Here is a 19,515-nt window from a genome sequence, read left to right on the forward strand (position 1 = left end):
CATGAAAAAAAACGTCACAGAATTATATAAAAAAATCGGTTACGAGTTCTCAGATCAAAGCCTGCTTGAGCAGGCAATGACGCATCGTAGCCATAAGGGGCAGCACAACGAACGCCTGGAGTTTTTGGGCGATTCGATCCTGAGCTTTGTTATTGCAAATGCCCTGTACAAACAGTTTCCTAAAGCGCGTGAAGGCGATCTTAGCCGCATGCGCTCAACCCTGGTACGTGGTCAGACACTGGCCGAGTTTGGCGTTGAGTTTGGTTTGGGTGATTACCTGAGATTAGGTCCTGGTGAGTTGAAAAGTGGCGGTTATCGTCGCGAATCAACTTTGGCAGACGCGGTTGAAGCGATTATTGGCGCGGTGTTTTTAGATTCAGACATCGAGACCTGTAAGACGTTGGTTTTAAAATGGTATGACACGCGTTTGGCGGCAATTTCTCCGGGCCACAACCAAAAAGACCCGAAAACCTTGCTACAAGAGTACTTGCAGGCACGCAAGTTACCTCTACCCGGTTATACTGTAATTGATACTAAGGGACAGGCGCACAATCAGACCTTCACGGTTGAATGTATTGTGGAAGGGATGGAAAGTATTATCTCAGTAGGCAGCTCACGTCGTAAGGCGGAGCAAAAGGCCGCTGAAAAAGCACTAAAGATTTTAAAGAATGACTCCTAATACCCATTGTGGCATGGTCGCGATTGTCGGGCGACCCAACGTTGGTAAATCAACGTTACTGAACAAGCTGGTTGAACAAAAGGTCAGCATTACGTCTCGCAAACCGCAAACAACCCGACACCGTATCATGGGGATCCATACCGAGGATAACTATCAGGCGGTGTACGTGGATACACCCGGGTTGCATAGCGAAGAAAAACGCGCGATTAACCGTTTGATGAACCGGGCTGCCTCCAGCTCTATCGGTGATGTTGAGTTGGTGATTTTCGTTGTTGAGGGCACCTTGTGGACCAAAGACGATGAAATGGTACTGAACAAGGTCAAAGACAGCGGTCGTCCGGTTTTAGTGGTGATCAATAAAAGCGATCAGGTAAAAGACAAGAGCGAAGCGCTGATGCCGCACCTGCAATGGTTGTCGGAGCAGGGCGACTTTGTCGGGATCATTCCTATTTCGGCCAAACAAAACCGCAATGTGGACATGGTTAAAGCCGAAGTGCACAAGCATCTGCCTGCGTGTGAATTCTTCTTCCCGGATGACTATGTCACAGACCGCTCAATGCGCTTTTTGGCTGCTGAGATCGTGCGCGAGAAACTGATGCGTTTTATGGGCGACGAGTTGCCCTATTCCGTGACCGTTGAAATTGAGCAATTTAAGTGGCTCGACAACGGGGTGTGGCAGATCAATGCATTGATCCTGGTAGAACGCGAGTCACAAAAACGCATGGTGATCGGCAATAAGGGTGAAAAACTCAAAGTCATTGGCCGTGAAGCACGCCGCGATCTCGAAGAGATGCTGGATAACAAAGTGTTCCTCGAATGCTGGGTAAAAGTGAAGTCCGGCTGGGCAGACGATGAGAGGGCACTGCGTAGTCTTGGCTACGGGGAAGACTAATTGAACAATGACTTTCGACAAGCGTATTTGTTGCATCGCCGCGCATACAGCGACTCACAGGTGATGCTCAATATGCTGGTCGAAGGAGTGGGCCAGTTGATGATGCTGGCCCGCATCAAAGGGCGCCAGGCGCTCAGGCATAACGCACACCTGCAACCCTTCAGCCTGCTGTTAGTACGCTACAGTGGCCGTCACGATTTAAAATACCTGAACGACATCGAATTACATACCCAGCCTTTGGCGCTAAAAGGGCAAGTGCTGTATTGTGGCTTTTACCTCAATGAACTGAGTGCGCGGGTTATTCCCGTTAACGAGCCACTCGAATCAATGTTCTCGCTTTACCACCAACATTTGTCTCAGCTCCATGCCCTTAGCGACAGTACCAGTAAGCAGCAGTTTGAGCTGACCTTGCGCAGCTTTGAGTTTCAGCTGTTAGAGCAGCTGGGGTTTGGGGTCGAATTTGACTGTGACGCCGATGGTGAGATGATTGTAGAAAATGCGTATTATCAATATACCCGAGAGCTGGGGTTTGTCCGCACGGATGACAGGCATATAGGTTTTTCGGGACGGGTACTGCACCAGATTGCTCAGCACGATTTTTCTGACGATCAGGTCAGGCGTCAGGCGAAAGGCTTAAGCAGATATTTACTCAGGCCATTACTTGGCCATAAACCGCTGAAAAGCAGAGAGCTATTTCAACCAAGGTAATAACAATGAAAGAGATATTATTGGGCGTAAACGTCGACCATATTGCTACATTGCGCCAGGCAAGAGGCACCAGCTATCCAGATCCGGCCCATGCTGCGGCAGTGGCTGAACATGCCGGAGCCGATGGCATCACTATCCATTTGCGTGAAGATCGTCGTCATATCCAGGACCGGGATGTGTATGTGATGGCCAAGACCATCCAGACACGCATGAACCTGGAAATTGCTGTCACAGATGAAATGCTGGATATCGCCTGTGAGGTTAAGCCTGAATATGTTTGCCTGGTACCGGAGAAGCGTGAAGAGCTGACCACAGAAGGTGGTCTGGACGTGATTGCGAATAAAGATAAGATCACACAAGCAGTGACGCGTTTGGCTGATGCGGGTATCAAGGTATCTTTGTTCATCGACGCGGATCCCAAGCAAATTGACGCTGCGAAAGACACGGGCGCGCCGTATATCGAGATCCATACCGGTGCCTATGCTGATGCCGAGTCAGACGCAGACATGCATGCTGAGCTGGAGCGGATCCGTAGCGGTGTTAAATATGCGCATAGTCTGGGTATTGTTGTTAACGCAGGCCATGGTTTGCATTATCACAACGTCAAACCCATTGCTGAAATGCCGGAAATTTATGAACTGAACATTGGCCATGCGATCATTGCTAGAGCGGCCATTGATGGGCTTGAGAAAGCAGTAAGAGACATGAAACGCTTAATGCTGGATGCTCGCAGCTAACCTTTAGGCGCGAAGAATGTAAAAAAGGGGCTCAATACAGCCCCTTTTTTGTTACTGGGTTGCCAGATAGTCAATCACGACCTGGTGATGCTCTTTGGTTTTAAACTTATTGAATACGTGTTTAACCGTCCCATCCTGACCAATCAGAAAGCTGATGCGGTGGATCCCGTCATATTCTTTACCCATGAATTTTTTCAGTCCCCAGACACCAAAAGCATCGGCAATGGCGTGATCTTCATCCGACAACAAGTCAAAGTTCAGCTCCTTTTTGGTTTCGAAGTTTTTCAACTTTTTCACCGGATCCGGGCTTATCCCAACCGCCACAGTATTAAACTGGGCCAATTGTTCTTTGTGGTCTCTGAGTTGTTCAGCCTGAACCGTACAACCTGGTGTCAGCGCTTTTGGGTAGAAATACACCAGCACCTGGTTTGATTCCAGCAGTGTGCTGAGTGAAATGCTTTCACCATCTTGATTTTGTAAAGTAAATTGCGGGGCCTGAGCGCCTGCTTGTAGCGTATTCATAGGATGCTCCTTAACGAATGCGTCGAAAAATATAATCCAGATTTAGTGAGTTTGAGAGATGCTCGAACTGTATTTTAAATGCGTCGGCATCTACTTCAATGGGAATGTTAACTTCGATTTCACAGCGCATATGTAATGCGTCATTTTCTTCATAGGTGTCAGATTTCAAAGAACTAATACTGATATTTTGCTCTGCAAAAAAGCGTGTCACTTTACTCAAAGTACCAGGCGCATCGAGTCCATTGTACTCCAGGGTATAACCGGCACTAAACTCATTTTGTTGATGGCTGGCGGTACGTTTCATCATGGTCAGTAAGCCCAGCTCCATGCCTTTGGTCGGCAAGGTATGCTCAACACGGCTGATTGCCGCCATGTCGCCCGACAACAACATAATGAAAGTGAATTCGTTACCGAGTATCGCAATACGGCTATCAATAATGTTGCAATTACATTCACTGACCAGCTTAGTCAGTTCACTGACGATCCCCGAGCGATCTTCTCCGATTGCGGTCAAAACCAATTGTTGGTTGGCAAATGTGGTCATTTAAGAACACCTTATACGCTGAGAATAGGGTAATGCCTGACGGCAAATTTTAGATGTATAGCCGTAAATACTAACATAACTTAGTAACTTGGGATACTGGCAGAGGGTTTTGCTGGCTCAGATATTGCGTCGCGCAGGCTCACATCTTGTGTTTACAGGGCGAGGCAAGTAACATAGGGCAAATTTTGCAAGTTGTTTAGGCTCGCCGGACGAAGATAAAAAGTTGTTCCGGCAGTGAACCAAATCGGCAATCCCCACTCATATAATGACGATATTCGTTTACCGTAAATAAATATAACAGGGTTTGCTAAGGAGTTTTATTCGTGCAGTATTGGGTTCCAAAAGCACTGACTTTAGGTGTTTTACTTGGTTTAACGGGATGTAGTGTATTTCCAAATGATGCACATAACAGCAAAAACTACCGCGTTAATGAAGGTATTAACGTGCCTGACGGACTTGAGCAGCCATATCAGGATCCGCAGTATAAGATGACGGTTGCTGTTTATGACAACAACTCGGATAGTGATGCTAAGCTGTACCGACCACCTCAGCAAGTACTGACCCTGGCACAGGGCAGCTGGGCTGAAAGCAAAGACAAAATCGCCAAAGTTTATTTTGATAAAAACGATGGCATCGAAGATTTATCAGCCTTTATCTGGGACTCTCTGGATGGCGTGCTGGTTAATCACAACACGGGGGTTGTTAAGGATGCCCGTCAGCAAGGGACCATAGAAACCGACTGGTACTCATTGATCAGAAAAGATGAGGGCTGGCTATGGGAAGATATCGTTGAGGTTTCACGTCAACGTTTCGCCTTTACGGTGGAGCAAAAAGAACACCAACGTACCGCGTCTTTGAGTGCCAAGCTGCTAGACTATCAAAGCGACGAACAACCACTGACCGACACACTGAAACAGCAGTTAGAAGTACGTGCGCTGAATGAAGTGATCGCAGAATTTGACTATCGCTACAGATTGCTGGCCGTTGAGCTGCGTAAGCAGCAGGGACTATTGTCTTTGCAAGGTGGCTTTGATCAGGATGGTAATGCTGCCATGCTGACGCTGGTCGAAAAGAGCGCAGTGATGGATCGTCTGTCGAACTTTTTGGAGCGGGTCAACTTTACCGTTATTCGCCTGGACAGAGAGCTCGACCAAGTGAAAATACGTTATGAAGCACCGGATCAAAGTGTCTGGGATTCTATCTGGGGCGAGGAAGCCACAGTGTTGCCAGTAGCAGACGGTGATTATATCGTCAAAGTATCTACAACGGACGATGGTCAAACGGCATTGACCTGGTTGGACAGTGAGGAACAGGTGCTGGATGCACAGACTATGGAGCTGTTGTTGCAATCTCTGTTAGAGGTGCTTCGCAGTCGAGGTCTGCAAATATAATATTTTAAATAAATCAAAATATTAAAATAAAAACAATGAGTTGAAGTAACATGAAAAAGAGCCTTACGCTCTTTTTCTTTTTAGTGGGTAATCATATGATGTCAGAATCTACGGGTTCAGCGTCGCCAAACTGGCGCACGCTATTTGCGTTTCTCGTGCCTTCCCTGATCGGGGTGTTTTTATTTATGACGCCTGTGGCAATCGGTGAAGCAATGACCATTCCTATTGCAGTAATGGCCAAAACACTACAGAGCTGGATAGCCCCCTATGCACACGGCATGATAGTAAGCATTGTGTGCATCACCGGGGTGATGAGTGCGTTTGTCGCGCTGACTAAACCCAGACAATTACTGAAGAATCACCTGTTCCGGCACTTATTTGCCGTGAGTCCCATCTGGCTGGTGACTCGCCTGGCAGGTATGCTGTTTATTCTGATGACTTACTTTAAAGTCGGGCCCGAAATGATCCATTCTGCGAATACGGGCACGCTGGTGCTGCATGATCTGCTACCTGTGTTGTTTTCTGTGTTCGTCCTGGCAGGTCTGTTACTGCCTTTGCTGCTTAACTTCGGTTTGCTGGAGCTGGTTGGCACTTTGCTGACCAAAGTGATGCGGCCTTTGTTTGGTGTACCTGGTCGAAGTGCCGTGAATTGCGTTGCGTCATGGCTTGGAGACGGAAGCGTGGGGATTCTGATGACCTCTCGCCAGTACGAAGACAAACACTACACACAAAGAGAAGCGGCCATCATTGGCACGACCTTCTCGGCTGTGTCGATCACTTTCTGTCTGGTGGTGATTGGCCAGGTGAAACTCGAGCACTTGTTTGCCCCATTTTATTTGACTGTGTGCGCCGCGGGGATTGCCGCCGCCATTATCGTGCCACGCTTGCCTCCGCTTCGCTGGAAAAAAGACTGCTATGTTGATGGCAGTGATGCCAACCCTGGTGCTGAGCTGGTGCCTGAGGGAAAAACACTGTTTGGTCATGCACTGGACGTTGCACTGGCAAAAGCAGATAAAGCGCCAGGCGTTAAAGGGACACTGAAAGAAGGTGTGCACAATGCGCTGGATATGGTGTTTGCGGTTTTGCCTGTGGTTATGGCGGTCGGTACGTTTGCACTGATCATCGCTGAACATACGCCGGTGTTCCAGTTCCTGGGTAAGCCGTTTGTCCCTTACCTTGAGTTGCTGCAGGTGCCAGAAGCGGCCAAAGCGGCCGAAACCATTATGGTCGGGTTCGCGGATATGTTTATCCCGTCTATTCTGGCGGCCTCAAACATTGAAAGTGATGTTACGCGCTTTATTGTTGCAGCGCTGAGTGTGACGCAGCTGATCTATATGTCAGAAGTGGGAGCATTGCTTTTGGGGAGTAAGATCCCAGTTAACTTGTTTGAGCTGTTCTGTATCTTTATCTTACGTACGCTGGTGACACTGCCAGTGATTGCGCTGATGGCACACTGGTTGGTGGGCTAACCAAATGGAGTAGGGCAGGTTTGCAGCCAGCCCTACTTGTCTTCTTTTTCTTCTTGTTCGGTCTTTGACTCAGGCTTGGTTTGTTTATCGAGTTTGCCCTTCACATCAAAGCGCGTCATATACTTTAACAGCATAATATTACTGATGATGAAACCAAGCACCATCACAATAATCAGTATCACGTGCCAGGTTGGTAAGGTATTTTCCATTTTGACTTGCTCCCTATCACAGGGCCTTCATTGGACGTTCACCTCTATTGTATATCTTAAGCCTTAATTATCTCAAGTATAGCGCTCAGCGAGTTGTAGTACAGACAAGTCAGTCAATACACAGAGTACTCAGTTTCTGGTTAAGAACAGGAAATTATAGGACTCTAGATGAGTAAACCAAGCCATAGTTATACCCTGGCACGCTTGTGTATAACGGTTGTCTATCACCGTTGTGTGTAACTGTATTGGGTAAATGGGTTGAATTCTTGAGATCAGCAGCAGCTTTTTTAAGATGCAATTGGTATCATTCCGCTAATAGCGCTGCGACACTATCAATGGCACTCAGCACGTGATACGACAAAAAGGTGGTTAATTCTTTAATGGAGCATGTTTTAATTTGGCCGGCCCAATATCCTCTGTTACTCAAAGGGTTGGTTGAACATAATGGGGCGTTTATCCTGGATGCACTCGAGGCCTGGCCAGAGTGCGAAACGGTCACAGATCAACAGGGTGTGCGCTCGTCGGTACTTCCGCCCCTGATGTATATTTTGTGGCTTAAACCACTTGAGCCATTTGAGTCTTGCTGTTATCAGCATATTGACGACTACGATGAGGCACATCAGAGTTACTGTGACGAATTGCTGGCACATATTGCCGCTGCAGGTGTGAGCCAGGATGAGCTGATCGCAAAGTTACTTGGGGTGTTTGCCCAGTACGCGGATATAAAGGCGCAGCTGGCTTATCACAGTGAGGTATCCCCCGCGACACTACTACTCAATAAATCCTACACATGTGCCTTACAGGTACTTTTGCAGCATGGTTTAACACTCACAGCACAAGAAGCCTGTGATTTGTGGTGTGCGGCGGATGAAGACACCCAGCAACACATCAGTGGTGTACTTAAAACGGCTTTGCAAGATAGCGTAGCAACCTTACATCTGGCGGTAGAACGCCTGCAAAGTGACGAAGCTTATGTTGGGCTATTGCAGCTTTTGTGCGATGGTGATGAAGTTGAGCGTTTGCTGGATCAGGCCTTGTTGGCCCATGTGATGTCCAAGACAGCCAAGCAATCTGTGGCCCTGAAGCTTATTGAGCAAGGTGCGAGTGGGCAAAGCAAAGACATTGACGGAAAGTCGGCTATGATGTGGCTGGTCGAACAAGGTTTTGTCAGTGCAGTCCAGGCAATAAAAAAACACCATGCGCAACAACAGTCTCTGGATGATTTAGGGCGTAACCTGATGCATTATGCCGTGCGCTCCAATTCTACTGCGATGCTTGAGTTGGTCGAATCGATGGAAGTTGATCCAAGGCTTGCGGATGTGAATGGAATGACGCCCTATCGGCTGGCAAATCAGGCACAGGCGGTTGCGGCAAAGAAGTTTCTGGAAGCGCGAGGGATCATTGAACTATCGTTTGCTGCCAAGTACGAAAAAGTAGCGCGGGTATATAGTTTGTACGCCTTAGTGGCGCTTTTGATGCCCGTACAACTGAGCTTCTTTTTTAATGAAGCACACAGTAATAAGTTGTCTGCGACTATTATGATATCAAGCCTGACGCTGTTATTTTTTGCCCTGGCACGCTGGCAAAAGCGCAGTCCGCTTTACCCTCAGGACGCATCTCCCTGGAGTCTGATCGGTGTCAATGTACTTGCATGGCTAAGTATGTCACTGCAATTTTTGTTTAGTATTGTTGTCTTGATTGCGGTGGTGGGAAGCTAAAAAAGCAGAGCTTAGGCTCTGCTTTTATGAGCCGGGTGTGGCTTCTTTATTCACTAAGCGGGGTGTTGAATTCTGCCGGCTTATCAAAGTCCCCTGAAATATCATTCAGTGTATCTTCTTTGAAATAAACCACCAACTCCCGGCGTTGCTCTGAGTCTCGGCCCAGATTGAACACATAAGAGTAATGCCAGATTTCGCTGTTAAACGCGTCTTTAGCTACAGGCGTGCCCAATACATATAAAACTTGCTCTTTTGTCATAGCAATTCTGAGCTTATCGACATCGGACTGCTCCAGGAAATTACCCTGAGGCACATTTATCCGGTATACCCAGCTGGAACAGGCAGACAGTAATGTCGTTGCAAGAATAATACTAAGCCAAACAAAAAGGCGCTTTTTTAACTGCATGTATGTGTATCCTTATTTTTGGTTGTATGAATGATACAGAATGGATAAAGAAGGTAAAGTAGAATTATTGGTAAGTTTCGACAGTTAGCCGTTAAAATAGTTCCATCCATTGTAGTGAGTAGTCAAAGCGATGAGTAAAACTGAGCAACCCTGGCACCTGTACATAATAGAAAACCGGTTTGGTCATTGGTATACCGGGATCACCAATGATGTCACGCGTCGTTTCGCGGACCACACCGCTGGCAAAGGGGCCAAAAACTTGCGCGGCAAAGGTCCGCTCAAGCTCGTTTATAGTTTTGCTGTGGGAGATAAGCGCACGGCCGCCCGGTTAGAGTGGCGTTTCAAGCGCTTATCTAAGTCTCGTAAAGTCGCCCTGGTTCAGGGCGCTGCGGATACTGATAATGCGGATATAAAGGCATTAATATGCTCTGAAACCTGAGCGAGCTTAGGCAGGTCGATTTTATCAAACTTATCTTTATGGGTGTGATGGTAGGGATCAGTACCAATGCCAAAATAGGCAAACGGGATCCCGACTTTGTGAAAAGCATAATGGTCGCTTGCCCTGAGCCAGTCTACTCTGGGTGTGTCTAAACGGCGGGCCATATGAGCCGCAGATGTATAGACGAGTGCACGGATCTGGTTGTCAAATGCCGGTTCGATGGCCTGAGTAAAGGCACTTGCCTGCTTAGAGGCAAGTACATAGAGACGGTTTTTTCTGTTCACCGCGAGCATATCCAGATTGATGTTCAGCGCAACCTGCTGCGGGTTTAGTGTGGCTGCGAAAAAGTGAGCGCCATACAGGCCTTTTTCTTCTGCATCGGTGGCGACAAAAATGATTTTACGATGTCGCTGATGTGATACCAAACGCTTTGCAATATCCAGCATGACCACCACGCCTGAGGCATTGTCATTGGCGCCGGGGTAGTAACGAGAGCCTCTGCTGCCGAGGTGGTCGTAATGGGCACTGATCACCAGCGATTTTTCACAGACTTGCACGTTACAGGGCAAAGTGGCAACAACATTATGGCCATATCCCAGCTTGCCCAGGCCCTGACGAAAGCGAAAAGACTGATAATAAGTCTCGAGGCCAGCCTCAGCGAAGCGCGTGTAAATATAACGTGCACTCGCGTTGACTTCGCTATCACCGGAGCCTCTGCCTGCATGTTCGGGGCTAGTCAGAATTTTAAGATCGGTTGCCAGTTGTGTGCTGGCTTGTGTGGCGGTTATTATAAAACACAGCCACAGCAGACTAATTTTTAGCCACAGCACTGAGCCACTCCAGTTTGCTGCGGTAACGTTGTTTATCATGGCCAAAGCTGGCGAGGTTTAGCGCCCGGTTAAGAAATGTTCTGCTCAACTCCAGGTCACCCTGCACATAGTAGACTTTAGCGAGGCCAAAATAGCCTTCGTGGATCTTCGCTGATAACTTGTTCGCAGTGCGATAATGTTTCAGTGCCTTGTCATAGTTTTCATTGGCAAAGGCTTCATCCCCCAGTGCAATCTGATAATACGGATTGTCTTTGCGCAGGGCATGAAGTTGCGTTCTTATTTCCTCAGCTTTATCAGGTCGGTCCGTTAATTCATAAAGCAGCGCCAGATTACCGAGCGCGGTTTTGTTTTCATCGTTTATCAATAGTGCTTGCTGATACAGAGACTCGGCCTGCCTGGTGTGATCGTTAATCCGGTAGAGAACTGCAAGGTTGCCCCAGGCTGCGGAGTAGAGCGGGTCAATGTCTATGGCTGCCCGGAAGTAGCTGTAGGCCATATCCATTTCCTGATTGATCATATGCATCGCACCTTTGTTACTGTAAAACATCGCGGTGATGCGTTCTTTACTGATCTTTGATGTGGCAAATTTTTGTTGTCGACTGTTAGGGTCAAAGTCAATTACAACACTGATCGGGCGTGTATATAACACCTCGCGACTATCGCTGCTCCTGCGGGCCCCGGAATTGGTCTGAGTGACCACCAAATTCACATGCCCGGTCAGCAGGCTATAGCCCTTAGTTTGTGCCCAGTATTCCGGGATATGTACGCGCTGAAACTGACCTTTAAGGCCGAGGTAGTCCGATAAGCTATACGCAAGGATCGACAGTGACAGACAATTGGCATTGAGATCATAAAATGCCTCAGCGGCGCTGAGATTGGCACCGCGCATATAGGACAGGCTTGAGTCACCATTTTTGACGAGAAACAGGAGTAACTGTTCCGCCACTTTAATGTTGGAGCCATTGTGGCGGTCCAGATAGTGGTCAAGTGTGGCTCGAATATTGGCGTCCAGCGCAAAAATGTCTTTTTGTGTCTCGACGCTGTGTTGCCTGAATGGCGCATTGTCCAGCAGCAACATGTCGACTTGTGGTTCTGTTTTGGTTGATTCACAGCCACTGAGTAACAAGGTTGAGATAGCCAGTAAAGGGCAGAGGTAGCGGCGGGCAAAACGAGCATAGGGCAACATAGGGCGTTCCTAAATCTTACAGCTTTCTTTCAGTGTAGCTATTTTGGCCAGTTAAGGAAGCAAAAATTGTTACAATCCGTTGCAGTAAATGGGGGCCTGGGGATGGCTGAGGGCTTTGTGAACAAGGTGGAAGTAGCAAGGTATAAGTATGATTTACTTATAAAAGTAAGCGGCCACATACAGGTGGCCGCCCGTGTAATCTAGAAGCTGGCAACCAGTTTGTCGAGCGCTTTGGCTGAATTAGCCAGCTGCTGAATTGCCTGCTCAGTGTCAAGTTGTTCACTCATAACGGCGTCACTGATCACACTGATCTGTTCAATGCTACGTCCTACATCGGCCACCACGTTACTTTGCTGTTCTGTGGCTGTGGCAATCAAGGTCGTCATATCATTGATTTGATCGGCGGTTTCTGTGATGGTGTTCATCAGCTCCACAGACGTTTGCATATTAGTGACACTCTGTTGCGCTTGATCGGATGACTGTGCAATCTGCGTCACAATGGAATCCGATGCTGCGGTAAGCTCCTGAATGGTCGCCTGAATTTCATCCGTAGACTGAGAAGTCCTGCTTGCCAGTGCTCTGACCTCATCGGCAACCACAGCAAAGCCGCGACCATGTTCACCTGCGCGAGCTGATTCAATGGCAGCGTTGAGTGCCAGCAGATTGGTTTGTTCAGAAATCCCTCGGATCACATCTAAAATACTGGCGATGGACTGAGTTTTACTGGCTAAAGTGGCAACCTGATCTGCCATTTGCTGAATATCTAATGCCAGTTGATGTAGCGTTGACTGGCTTTGCTGCACGCAGCTGTGGCTGTGTTTGGTGTGCTCGCGGCTCTCGTCGGTGAGCTTGGCGGTATTATTAGCACTGCCGGCAATTTCCTGTACCGTCGCAGCCATTTGGTTTATCGCTGCGGCCACAGAGAGCGTCTGAGACTTCTGCTCATCCAGTGACGATGAGTTCTTTTTCGCCTGTGCAAAGACATGCTCGCTGGCAACACGTATGTCGCTACTTTCTTTGGCAACATTACAAATAGCGGCTTCAATCTTTTCGATGAACTGATTAAAGCCCTGACCCAGCGCCTGCAACTCAGGTTGCTCCGCATCGGGCACCCGGTAATTCAGTTTTGCGTCGCCACTGCCCAGCTGGCGGAACACATCAGCCATTTTTAGCAAAGGTGCACTGAGGCTGCGTGCCATAATCATACTGGCAATACACACAACCGCAACGACAGCCAATGACCAGATCACGATTTGCCATTGCAAAGCAGAAACCTGGGCGAATACTTCCGCCTTAGGAACCTGTGCAATGACCAGCAGATCGGTGCCTGCAATTGGGCTGGCGGCCACCAAAGAAGGGGTGCCGTCGGCTTCAAGGTCCAGCACAACGAAATCGCGGCTATTGCGCAGCTGGCCGGCCGCTTGTGTGCCATATAAATCAAGCAGTTTTGTTTTCGCCACTTTATTTGCATCAGGGTGAAGCTGAACAACCCCTTGTGCCTTCTCAACGACAAATACAAAGCCGCTTTGCTCAATGGTCATATTGGCCAGCATGGTTTGCATGGCATCAATACTTTTCGCCAGACCCGCTAAGCCAATGCCGTTCGTTTGTTGATGGTTGACGAACATTTTCACATCGCCAGGTGCTTCCTGGTAGATGCTGATTGAGTATTCCTCAGGGCTTTGCGTGAACTGGAAAAACCAGCCATCCTGTTGTTGATTGAGCACGCGCAGGAACCCGTTTTGGTTCCAGTATTGTCGTGTCTCTCTGTTTGCCCAGGAGGCGGTAACCAGGGCGTACTGATTTTGCACGCGTGCCAGCTCGCTAAGCAATACCTGCTCATCCAGCTGACCTTTGTTGACCGCATCAAGCAGAAATTGGTTGCTCGAAAGCTGTTTTGCAGCACTCTTTAACTGGCCAATTTGCTGACTAATCGATTTGTTGATGCTCTCAACCTTGCTGGGCAATTCAGAGCCCAGCATGCGGGTTTCGATCATGGACTTAGCCTGATAGGTTGAAATAAAGCCGATCAGACAAGCGACAACTACAGCGATTAGGCTGCCCAGTAGAGTAATTCGTTGTGTAATTGTTAAACCAGTGTTATGCATTAAACTTACTACTTCTAAATCCCGTGTGTCATAATTTTAGCATGGTCAATAATTAACACCTATAGGTATAAAGTCACTGTCATAATAGTGTCATGTTTTTAATAGTAAAAAAGCCCACTGCATAGCAGGTGGGCCTTGGTTTCTAACAAGCGAACTAAAATGGCAAAGGATCGAGGATAGCGAGTAAGAACTTAGGCTATCCTGCTAATTTTCAATTGCTTAGATGATTTTCTTCATGGCAGACATATAGCCGCGCAGGGTATTGCCAACCACTTCAACCGGATGATTACGGATAGCGGCATTGACGTTGATCAGTGCCTGATTATCTACTTCGTTAGAGCTGTCTGGCAACCCTTTACCAATGACATCTGTACCGATTTTTTCCATAAAGGGCTTCAGTAACGGCAAACAGGCATGGTTGTACAAGTAGCAACCGTATTCCGCCGTGTCTGAAATGGTGCGGTTCATTTCAAACAGCTTTTTACGTGCTATGGTATTGGCAATCAAAGGGGTTTCATGCAAAGACTCATAGTAGGCGGATTCCTCGATGATGCCCGCAGCGGTCATGGTTTCAAACGCCAACTCTACACCCGCTTTGACCATGGCAACCATCAAAATGCCGTTGTCAAAAAATTCCTGCTCGGCAATCTCTTGCTCACAGTTGGGCTGTTTTTCAAATGCGGTTTCAGCGGTTTCGCCGCGCCAGCTTAGCAGCTTAGCATCGTCTTCATGCCAGTCGGCCATCATGCCCTGTGAAAACTCGCCACTGATGATGTCGTCCATATGCTTGTTGTAGAGCGGACGCATAATGGTCTTGAGCTCTTCGCTCAATTCAAATGCTTTGATTTTTGCCGGGTTAGACAGGCGGTCCATCATATTGGTGATACCACCGTGTTTGAGCGCTTCGGTGATCACTTCCCAGCCATATTGGATAAGCTTTGAGGCATAACCCGGCTCTACGCCTTGCTCGACCATTTTATCGAAGCACAGTAATGAGCCAGTTTGTAACATGCCACACAGTATGGTCTGCTCACCCATAAGGTCGGATTTAACTTCGGCGATGAACGATGAATGAAGTACTCCGGCTCGGTGCCCACCCGTGCCTGCGGCATAGGCTTTTGCCTGTGCCAGACCATGACCTTGCGGATCATTTTCGGGGTGCACTGCAATCAGGGTTGGCACGCCAAAACCGCGTTTGTACTCTTCACGCACCTCAGTGCCCGGGCACTTAGGAGCAACCATGATGACGGTGATGTCCTCACGTACCTGCATGCCTTCTTCAACAATATTGAAACCGTGTGAATAAGCCAGTGTCGCGCCTTGTTTCATTAGCGGCATCACCGCTTCAACCACCGCCGAGTGCTGTTTATCCGGGGTCAGGTTTAGCACCAGATCAGCCTGTGGGATCAGGGTTTCGTAGGTGCCCACGGCAAAGCCATTGTCGCTGGCATTCACAAATGATTGACGCTTCTCATCAATGGCAGACTGACGTAGCGCATAGCTCACATCCAGGCCAGAATCACGTAAGTTCAGACCCTGGTTCAGACCCTGAGCGCCACAACCGATGATCACCAGCTTTTTGCCAAGCAGGACGTTAACACCGTCCGCAAATTCTTTAGGGTCCATGAAGTGGCACTGAGCCAGCTGGGCCAGTTGCTCGCGCAGCGGCAGTGAGTTGAAATAGTTCGCCATGATTTATCCTGTCTGATTGGTCTGAATAAAAGATAGGTTCTAGACTAGTAGTAAGTTTAAGTTGCGTAAAATGATATATTTAAACTATTGTATTTCACATTATGAAATACGCTGAGTAACTAACACGATGGACCACAAACAACTGAAGTACTTTCTGGCGCTGGCAGACACGCTGCATTTTTCTCGAGCCAGTGAGCGCTGCTACATCAGCCCGCCGACGCTAAGCCGCCAGATCAAGCAGCTGGAAGAAGAGGTCGGGGCGCCGCTATTTATCCGTGATAATCGCAGTGTTGCTCTGACACCACAAGGCCAGGCGTTTATTCAGTATGCGCAGGCGACACTGGCAAGCTGGCGTCAATTTAAAAGCGAGTGCCTGGATGAAGACAAGCCACTGAGCGGCGAGCTGAGCCTGTTTTGCTCTGTCACGGCTTCCTATAGCTTTATTTACGACCTGTTTGCACGTTACCGGCAGGACTTTCCGCAGGTTGAATTGAATCTATTGACCGGCGATCCGGCCAACTCTATTGCCCAGGTGCAAGGAGAAGTGGTTGATGTGGCGGTGGCCGTTCGACCTCGCAACCTGCCACAGGGTCTGGAGTATCTCAGCATTGGCCGCTCAAGGCTGCTGTTTATTGCCCCGACGATGAAATGCCCGTTGAGTGACTTACTGGCGCAGCATCGTGGTGAGCTGCCCTGGCACCAGGTGCCTTTTATTGTGCCAGAACATGGTGTTCTGAAAGAGCGTCTGGATGTATTTTTCAAGAAAAAAGCGCTGCAACCTAAAATCTATGCGCATGTGTCGGGTCATGAAGCCATGGTGGCGCTGACCAGTTTGGGTTTTGGTGTTGCCTATGTTCCTGAAGTGGTGTTAGAGCAAAGCCCTTTTAGAAACCAGGTACAAACACTGGGATTACAAAGCGAAGAAATAGAAATTGGTCTGGTATGTAAGAAAAAGCGCCTGCAAGACCCGGTGGTCAGTGCTTTATTTCGGGTTGCCGCGCGTTTGTTTGCTGCGTAAAGCGTTTGTTCAGCTAAGTCCACTAGACTAGCCGCATAAATAGTTCGAACGAGGCTTTTTCGTGTCAACGGTATTAATCGCACAAGATGAAAAAGGACACAGCATCGCACCTTTTGAGGCACTGCAACAGCATGGCTTTACCATGCGCTTTATCAATATTCATGAGGCAACCAGCAAAGGGTATCCGGCTCAGCAGGTAGATAGTATAATCATTGGTCAGGCGCTGGCAACCAGTGCTCAGTACGACACCATCAACACACTCAAAAGCTGCTTCGACGCGCCTTTGATGGTTTCTCTGGACGAGGACAATGAAGACCTGCAAAGTCTCATGCTGGAGCTGGGCGCCGATGATGTTATTCCGAGTATGGCCAAACCCCGGTTATGGCGAGCCCGGCTTGACGCTTTAGTGCGCAAGCGTCCATCGCTTTTGACGGTCAGGTCTGACAGCCCAACCGAACTGCATTTTGGCCAGCTATATTTGAATCTGAACGAGCGCAGCGTATCACTGGCACAGCAACCGGTTAGTTTAACCAGCCACGAATTTGAGTTGTTGTGGTTGCTGGCTTCACGTGCGCCTGAGGTCGTCAGTCGTGAAGAAATCTACAAAAAGGTCGTCGGACAGCATTATCAGGCTAATAGTCGTACCGTGGATGTGCGTGTTTCGTGCCTGCGCAGAAAGCTGGGAGATACGGCAGTGGGCGCAGAAAAAATTAAAACGGTTTGGCGCAAAGGTTATCTGTTTGTAAAAGATGCCTGGTTAACTCCTCAGTAAAGCCAAAAATTGGCGAAATTTCCACAATGGATAGTTCCAATTATTCGAACTATCCATTCGCTCTCGATTGTACATAGTCTATTCCTAGCCGCTTATACTCACCCTTTGAAATACAATATAATTCATGTATATCATTGTGTTATGTGAATCATTTCCTCCTGTAAGCTATATCCTGGCGTATCACGAAGCGGATATTTCTGCGTATTCCTTGATCTAAATCGTGCATTTGACAACGTAAATAGAATTGATTGCTATTTAAAGCGGTGTATACTTAACGCGACTAAGAATAATTTTTAACATTGCTTTATTAAGGAATGCTCAATGATTTTCAAAAAATCTCTGCTAGCTACTTCTATTTTAGTTGCCACTTTAGGTCTGACTGCCTGTGGCGGTTCAAGCTCAAATGACAACAATAACAATAACAATAACAACAACGGTCAAACCCCTGACCAAACAACAAATGCAAAACCAACAAGTGTTGAACCGCAAAATTCGAATGGTGAAAAGGTAACAACGGTTAAAGAAAACATGGTTGCGGTGGAGATTGGTAAGCTAGTCGCCACAGACAGTGACGATACAACTCACAAGTTTTCGGCACCATCGGATGATCGATTTGAAATCAAAGACGGTGACATTCTGGCGCTTAAAGCTGGGCAGTACCTTAACTACGAGCTTGAGCCACAAGTGACGATGACTGTTTCAGTAGAAGACGGCCAGAATGATCCTGTAACGCTCTCATTCACTCTCAATGTTGAAGATGAAATGGACTACGACTTCATCAGCCGTTTTGAGGAAGGTAAATCAAGCGTTGCCTACTCAGGCCAGATTGCCCGCCACGTATTGATCAAAGAGTTGTTTAACTATATCGGCGGTGGCCAGTTTGAAGCTGATGCAGAAAACACCAATGCCACAAAAGAAGCTCTTATAACCGAGCTAAACAAATTTTATGCTGTGTCTGAACAAGACTACAACAGTTTTTGGGAAGACCGTGAACTTACCGTGGTAACTGAGCCCGCGGCACAAACTAGATTAACGGATATTTCGTCTCACAAAAACCTGCAAGATAAAATTGCAGGGAATGACCGCGGTGGTCAGGATAAAGAAGGATGGACAGACGAAGGTGATTTTGTTGGCTGGCCAGTCGATACGACTCAAAATGCAGGCTTGGATGATGAAGAAAAAACACCGATTCCTGACTTGGTTGTTCAGCAGTTATTCGAGCAACTTGCTGAGCGTGCATTTGAGCAGGCGATCGGTCCAAAGAATATTGAAATTGAAAATATTTATGTGACTGCTGATGGTGTAGATCTGAATCAGTTGATCCAAAAGTTCTTGTATGGCGCGGTTGCGTTTTCTCAGGCAGCAGATGACTATCTGGACGCAGACAAAGGACTTTTAGCTGACAATACAAAACCAGTTGAGAAAGATGGCAGCGTAAAACCTTACACGAACCTTGAACACCAGTGGGACGAGGGTTTCGGTTACTTTGGTGCGGCACGTAACTATATGAATTACGAAGATATCGAAATTGCCGGTAAAGGTGGTCGTGATGGTTTCAGCAAGGGCTATAACGATGCCAATGCCGATGGAAAGATTAACTTCAATTCAGAATACAACTTTGGTAACTCGACCAATGCTGCTAAGCGTGATTTGGGTACTGCAGACAAAACCAATCCGACCGACTTAACCAAAGAAGCATTTGAAGCATTTTACGCGGGGCGTAAGCTCATTAGTACAACCGAAGGTGCAGTAAAGGTAGAAGAGCTTGAGGTACATGCCAACAAAGCGCTGCTTGCGTGGGAAAAAGCCATTGCTGCTACCGTTGTTCACTATATCAACGACACACACAAAGACCTCGAACGTCTGGCCTTTGAATTGGAAGGAAAACACGAAGAAAAGTATGAAGGAGAAGAATATGGTGCTTCTCATTTTACCGATTTAGCCAAACACTGGTCTGAAATGAAAGGCTTTGCATTGAACTTCCAGTTTAATCCGAACTCACCTTTCTACGCGCCAGAGCATGAAGGAGAGTTTGCAAGACTTCATACGCTAATGGGCAATAAACCTGTCATTGATGATGTTAAAGGTATTGAGGATTACAATAAGGATCTGCTAGAAGCACGTAACATCCTAAAGGCTGTCTACAAGTTTGATGAAAAGAATGTTGCTGGCTGGTAAGTTATAACGATTCACTA

Annotated in this window: 19 protein-coding genes; 11 read left to right on the forward strand and 8 right to left on the reverse strand. The window is 47.6% G+C overall.

The window, feature by feature from the left end; all coding sequences use genetic code 11:
• Position 1: 1 nt before the first annotated feature.
• The 4 genes from rnc to pdxJ are packed head-to-tail and all read left to right on the forward strand — an operon-like array spanning position 2 to position 3,016.
• Positions 2 to 679, forward strand: a complete 678-nt coding sequence (rnc, locus tag L1285_RS06530; protein ID WP_046006769.1) for a ribonuclease III — start codon at positions 2 to 4, stop codon at positions 677 to 679.
• Entirely contained in the window at positions 669 to 1,571 is a 903-nt protein-coding gene (gene era, locus L1285_RS06535; protein ID WP_046006768.1) for a GTPase Era, read from the forward strand. The genes rnc and era overlap by 11 nt, the downstream gene beginning before the upstream one ends.
• The gene (gene recO, locus L1285_RS06540; protein ID WP_235411439.1) at positions 1,572 to 2,279 is read left to right on the forward strand and encodes a DNA repair protein RecO; all 708 of its coding nucleotides are present in this window, start codon (positions 1,572 to 1,574) and stop codon (positions 2,277 to 2,279) included.
• 5 nt (positions 2,280 to 2,284) lie between these two features.
• Positions 2,285 to 3,016 carry a pyridoxine 5'-phosphate synthase gene (gene pdxJ, locus L1285_RS06545; protein WP_046006766.1) on the forward strand — a complete coding sequence of 244 codons (732 nt, stop codon included), beginning with the start codon at positions 2,285 to 2,287 and terminating at the stop codon, positions 3,014 to 3,016.
• A 51-nt stretch (positions 3,017 to 3,067) separates the two neighbouring features.
• On the opposite strand, the gene bcp is transcribed toward pdxJ, so the two are convergent.
• On the reverse strand, positions 3,068 to 3,538 hold the full coding sequence (gene bcp / locus L1285_RS06550) for a thioredoxin-dependent thiol peroxidase (RefSeq protein WP_235411440.1): 471 nt from the start codon (positions 3,536 to 3,538) through the stop codon (positions 3,068 to 3,070).
• A 10-nt stretch (positions 3,539 to 3,548) separates the two neighbouring features.
• A complete protein-coding gene (locus L1285_RS06555) occupies positions 3,549 to 4,082 on the reverse strand; it encodes a glycine cleavage system protein R (RefSeq protein ID WP_046006764.1) in 534 nt (177 codons plus the stop codon).
• 323 nt (positions 4,083 to 4,405) lie between these two features.
• Between L1285_RS06555 and bamC the strand changes: the two genes are divergently transcribed.
• On the forward strand, positions 4,406 to 5,473 hold the full coding sequence (gene bamC / locus L1285_RS06560; RefSeq protein ID WP_046006763.1) for an outer membrane protein assembly factor BamC: 1,068 nt from the start codon (positions 4,406 to 4,408) through the stop codon (positions 5,471 to 5,473).
• Between the two features lie 98 nt (positions 5,474 to 5,571).
• A complete protein-coding gene (locus L1285_RS06565) occupies positions 5,572 to 6,942 on the forward strand; it encodes a YjiH family protein (RefSeq protein ID WP_235411841.1) in 1,371 nt (456 codons plus the stop codon).
• Between the two features lie 32 nt (positions 6,943 to 6,974).
• Here the strand turns inward: L1285_RS06565 and L1285_RS06570 are convergent, their stop codons facing one another.
• A complete protein-coding gene (locus L1285_RS06570; RefSeq protein WP_082078991.1) occupies positions 6,975 to 7,151 on the reverse strand; it encodes a DUF2897 family protein in 177 nt (58 codons plus the stop codon).
• A 380-nt stretch (positions 7,152 to 7,531) separates the two neighbouring features.
• Between L1285_RS06570 and L1285_RS06575 the strand changes: the two genes are divergently transcribed.
• Complete coding sequence (locus L1285_RS06575; RefSeq protein WP_235411441.1) at positions 7,532 to 8,869, forward strand: ankyrin repeat domain-containing protein; 1,338 nt, start codon at positions 7,532 to 7,534, stop codon at positions 8,867 to 8,869.
• A 46-nt stretch (positions 8,870 to 8,915) separates the two neighbouring features.
• On the opposite strand, the gene L1285_RS06580 is transcribed toward L1285_RS06575, so the two are convergent.
• The gene (locus tag L1285_RS06580) at positions 8,916 to 9,275 is read right to left on the reverse strand and encodes an outer membrane protein assembly factor BamE (RefSeq protein ID WP_046006761.1); all 360 of its coding nucleotides are present in this window, start codon (positions 9,273 to 9,275) and stop codon (positions 8,916 to 8,918) included.
• 130 nt (positions 9,276 to 9,405) lie between these two features.
• Between L1285_RS06580 and L1285_RS06585 the strand changes: the two genes are divergently transcribed.
• On the forward strand, positions 9,406 to 9,714 hold the full coding sequence (locus L1285_RS06585) for a GIY-YIG nuclease family protein (RefSeq protein ID WP_082078990.1): 309 nt from the start codon (positions 9,406 to 9,408) through the stop codon (positions 9,712 to 9,714).
• Here L1285_RS06585 and L1285_RS06590 read toward each other — a convergent pair.
• The 4 genes from L1285_RS06590 to ilvC all read right to left on the reverse strand — a co-directional run bounded on the left by L1285_RS06590 (position 9,654) and on the right by ilvC (position 15,530).
• A complete protein-coding gene (locus tag L1285_RS06590; protein WP_235411442.1) occupies positions 9,654 to 10,583 on the reverse strand; it encodes a M20/M25/M40 family metallo-hydrolase in 930 nt (309 codons plus the stop codon). The genes L1285_RS06585 and L1285_RS06590 overlap by 61 nt on opposite strands.
• Entirely contained in the window at positions 10,525 to 11,730 is a 1,206-nt protein-coding gene (locus L1285_RS06595) for a tetratricopeptide repeat protein (RefSeq protein ID WP_235411443.1), read from the reverse strand. The genes L1285_RS06590 and L1285_RS06595 overlap by 59 nt, the downstream gene beginning before the upstream one ends.
• Before the next feature lie 200 nt (positions 11,731 to 11,930).
• On the reverse strand, positions 11,931 to 13,838 hold the full coding sequence (locus L1285_RS06600; protein WP_235411444.1) for a methyl-accepting chemotaxis protein: 1,908 nt from the start codon (positions 13,836 to 13,838) through the stop codon (positions 11,931 to 11,933).
• Positions 13,839 to 14,057: 219 nt separating this feature from the next.
• The gene (gene ilvC, locus L1285_RS06605) at positions 14,058 to 15,530 is read right to left on the reverse strand and encodes a ketol-acid reductoisomerase (protein WP_235411445.1); all 1,473 of its coding nucleotides are present in this window, start codon (positions 15,528 to 15,530) and stop codon (positions 14,058 to 14,060) included.
• 127 nt (positions 15,531 to 15,657) lie between these two features.
• Here ilvC and ilvY point away from each other — a divergent pair, with 127 nt between their 5' ends.
• The 3 genes from ilvY to L1285_RS06620 all read left to right on the forward strand — a co-directional run bounded on the left by ilvY (position 15,658) and on the right by L1285_RS06620 (position 19,498).
• Entirely contained in the window at positions 15,658 to 16,548 is an 891-nt protein-coding gene (gene ilvY, locus L1285_RS06610; RefSeq protein WP_046006758.1) for an HTH-type transcriptional activator IlvY, read from the forward strand.
• 61 nt (positions 16,549 to 16,609) lie between these two features.
• A complete protein-coding gene (locus L1285_RS23845; protein ID WP_235411446.1) occupies positions 16,610 to 17,320 on the forward strand; it encodes a winged helix-turn-helix domain-containing protein in 711 nt (236 codons plus the stop codon).
• 321 nt (positions 17,321 to 17,641) lie between these two features.
• Positions 17,642 to 19,498, forward strand: coding sequence for a DUF4856 domain-containing protein (locus L1285_RS06620; protein ID WP_235411447.1), 1,857 nt, complete (start codon positions 17,642 to 17,644; stop codon positions 19,496 to 19,498).
• Positions 19,499 to 19,515: the final 17 nt, after the last annotated feature.

This window comes from Pseudoalteromonas sp. DL2-H2.2 (assembly GCF_021532535.1).
Taxonomy (GTDB): Bacteria; Pseudomonadota; Gammaproteobacteria; order Enterobacterales; family Alteromonadaceae; genus Pseudoalteromonas; species Pseudoalteromonas rubra_A.

Bases quoted from the DNA above. Each gene is read 5' to 3' on its own strand.
- L1285_RS06570 (WP_082078991.1), bottom strand. From the start codon at position 7,151: ATGGAAAATACCTTACCAACCTGGCACGTGATACTGATTATTGTGATG.
- L1285_RS06565 (WP_235411841.1), top strand. From the start codon at position 5,572: ATGTCAGAATCTACGGGTTCAGCGTCGCCAAACTGGCGCACGCTATTT.
- pdxJ (WP_046006766.1), top strand. From the start codon at position 2,285: ATGAAAGAGATATTATTGGGCGTAAACGTCGACCATATTGCTACATTG.
- L1285_RS06580 (WP_046006761.1), bottom strand. From the start codon at position 9,275: ATGCAGTTAAAAAAGCGCCTTTTTGTTTGGCTTAGTATTATTCTTGCA.
- L1285_RS06590 (WP_235411442.1), bottom strand. From the start codon at position 10,583: ATGATAAACAACGTTACCGCAGCAAACTGGAGTGGCTCAGTGCTGTGG.
- L1285_RS06620 (WP_235411447.1), top strand. From the start codon at position 17,642: ATGATTTTCAAAAAATCTCTGCTAGCTACTTCTATTTTAGTTGCCACT.
- L1285_RS06600 (WP_235411444.1), bottom strand. From the start codon at position 13,838: ATGCATAACACTGGTTTAACAATTACACAACGAATTACTCTACTGGGC.
- ilvY (WP_046006758.1), top strand. From the start codon at position 15,658: ATGGACCACAAACAACTGAAGTACTTTCTGGCGCTGGCAGACACGCTG.
- L1285_RS06585 (WP_082078990.1), top strand. From the start codon at position 9,406: ATGAGTAAAACTGAGCAACCCTGGCACCTGTACATAATAGAAAACCGG.
- ilvC (WP_235411445.1), bottom strand. From the start codon at position 15,530: ATGGCGAACTATTTCAACTCACTGCCGCTGCGCGAGCAACTGGCCCAG.
- L1285_RS06575 (WP_235411441.1), top strand. From the start codon at position 7,532: ATGGAGCATGTTTTAATTTGGCCGGCCCAATATCCTCTGTTACTCAAA.
- era (WP_046006768.1), top strand. From the start codon at position 669: ATGACTCCTAATACCCATTGTGGCATGGTCGCGATTGTCGGGCGACCC.
- L1285_RS06555 (WP_046006764.1), bottom strand. From the start codon at position 4,082: ATGACCACATTTGCCAACCAACAATTGGTTTTGACCGCAATCGGAGAA.
- bcp (WP_235411440.1), bottom strand. From the start codon at position 3,538: ATGAATACGCTACAAGCAGGCGCTCAGGCCCCGCAATTTACTTTACAA.
- rnc (WP_046006769.1), top strand. From the start codon at position 2: ATGAAAAAAAACGTCACAGAATTATATAAAAAAATCGGTTACGAGTTC.
- L1285_RS06595 (WP_235411443.1), bottom strand. From the start codon at position 11,730: ATGTTGCCCTATGCTCGTTTTGCCCGCCGCTACCTCTGCCCTTTACTG.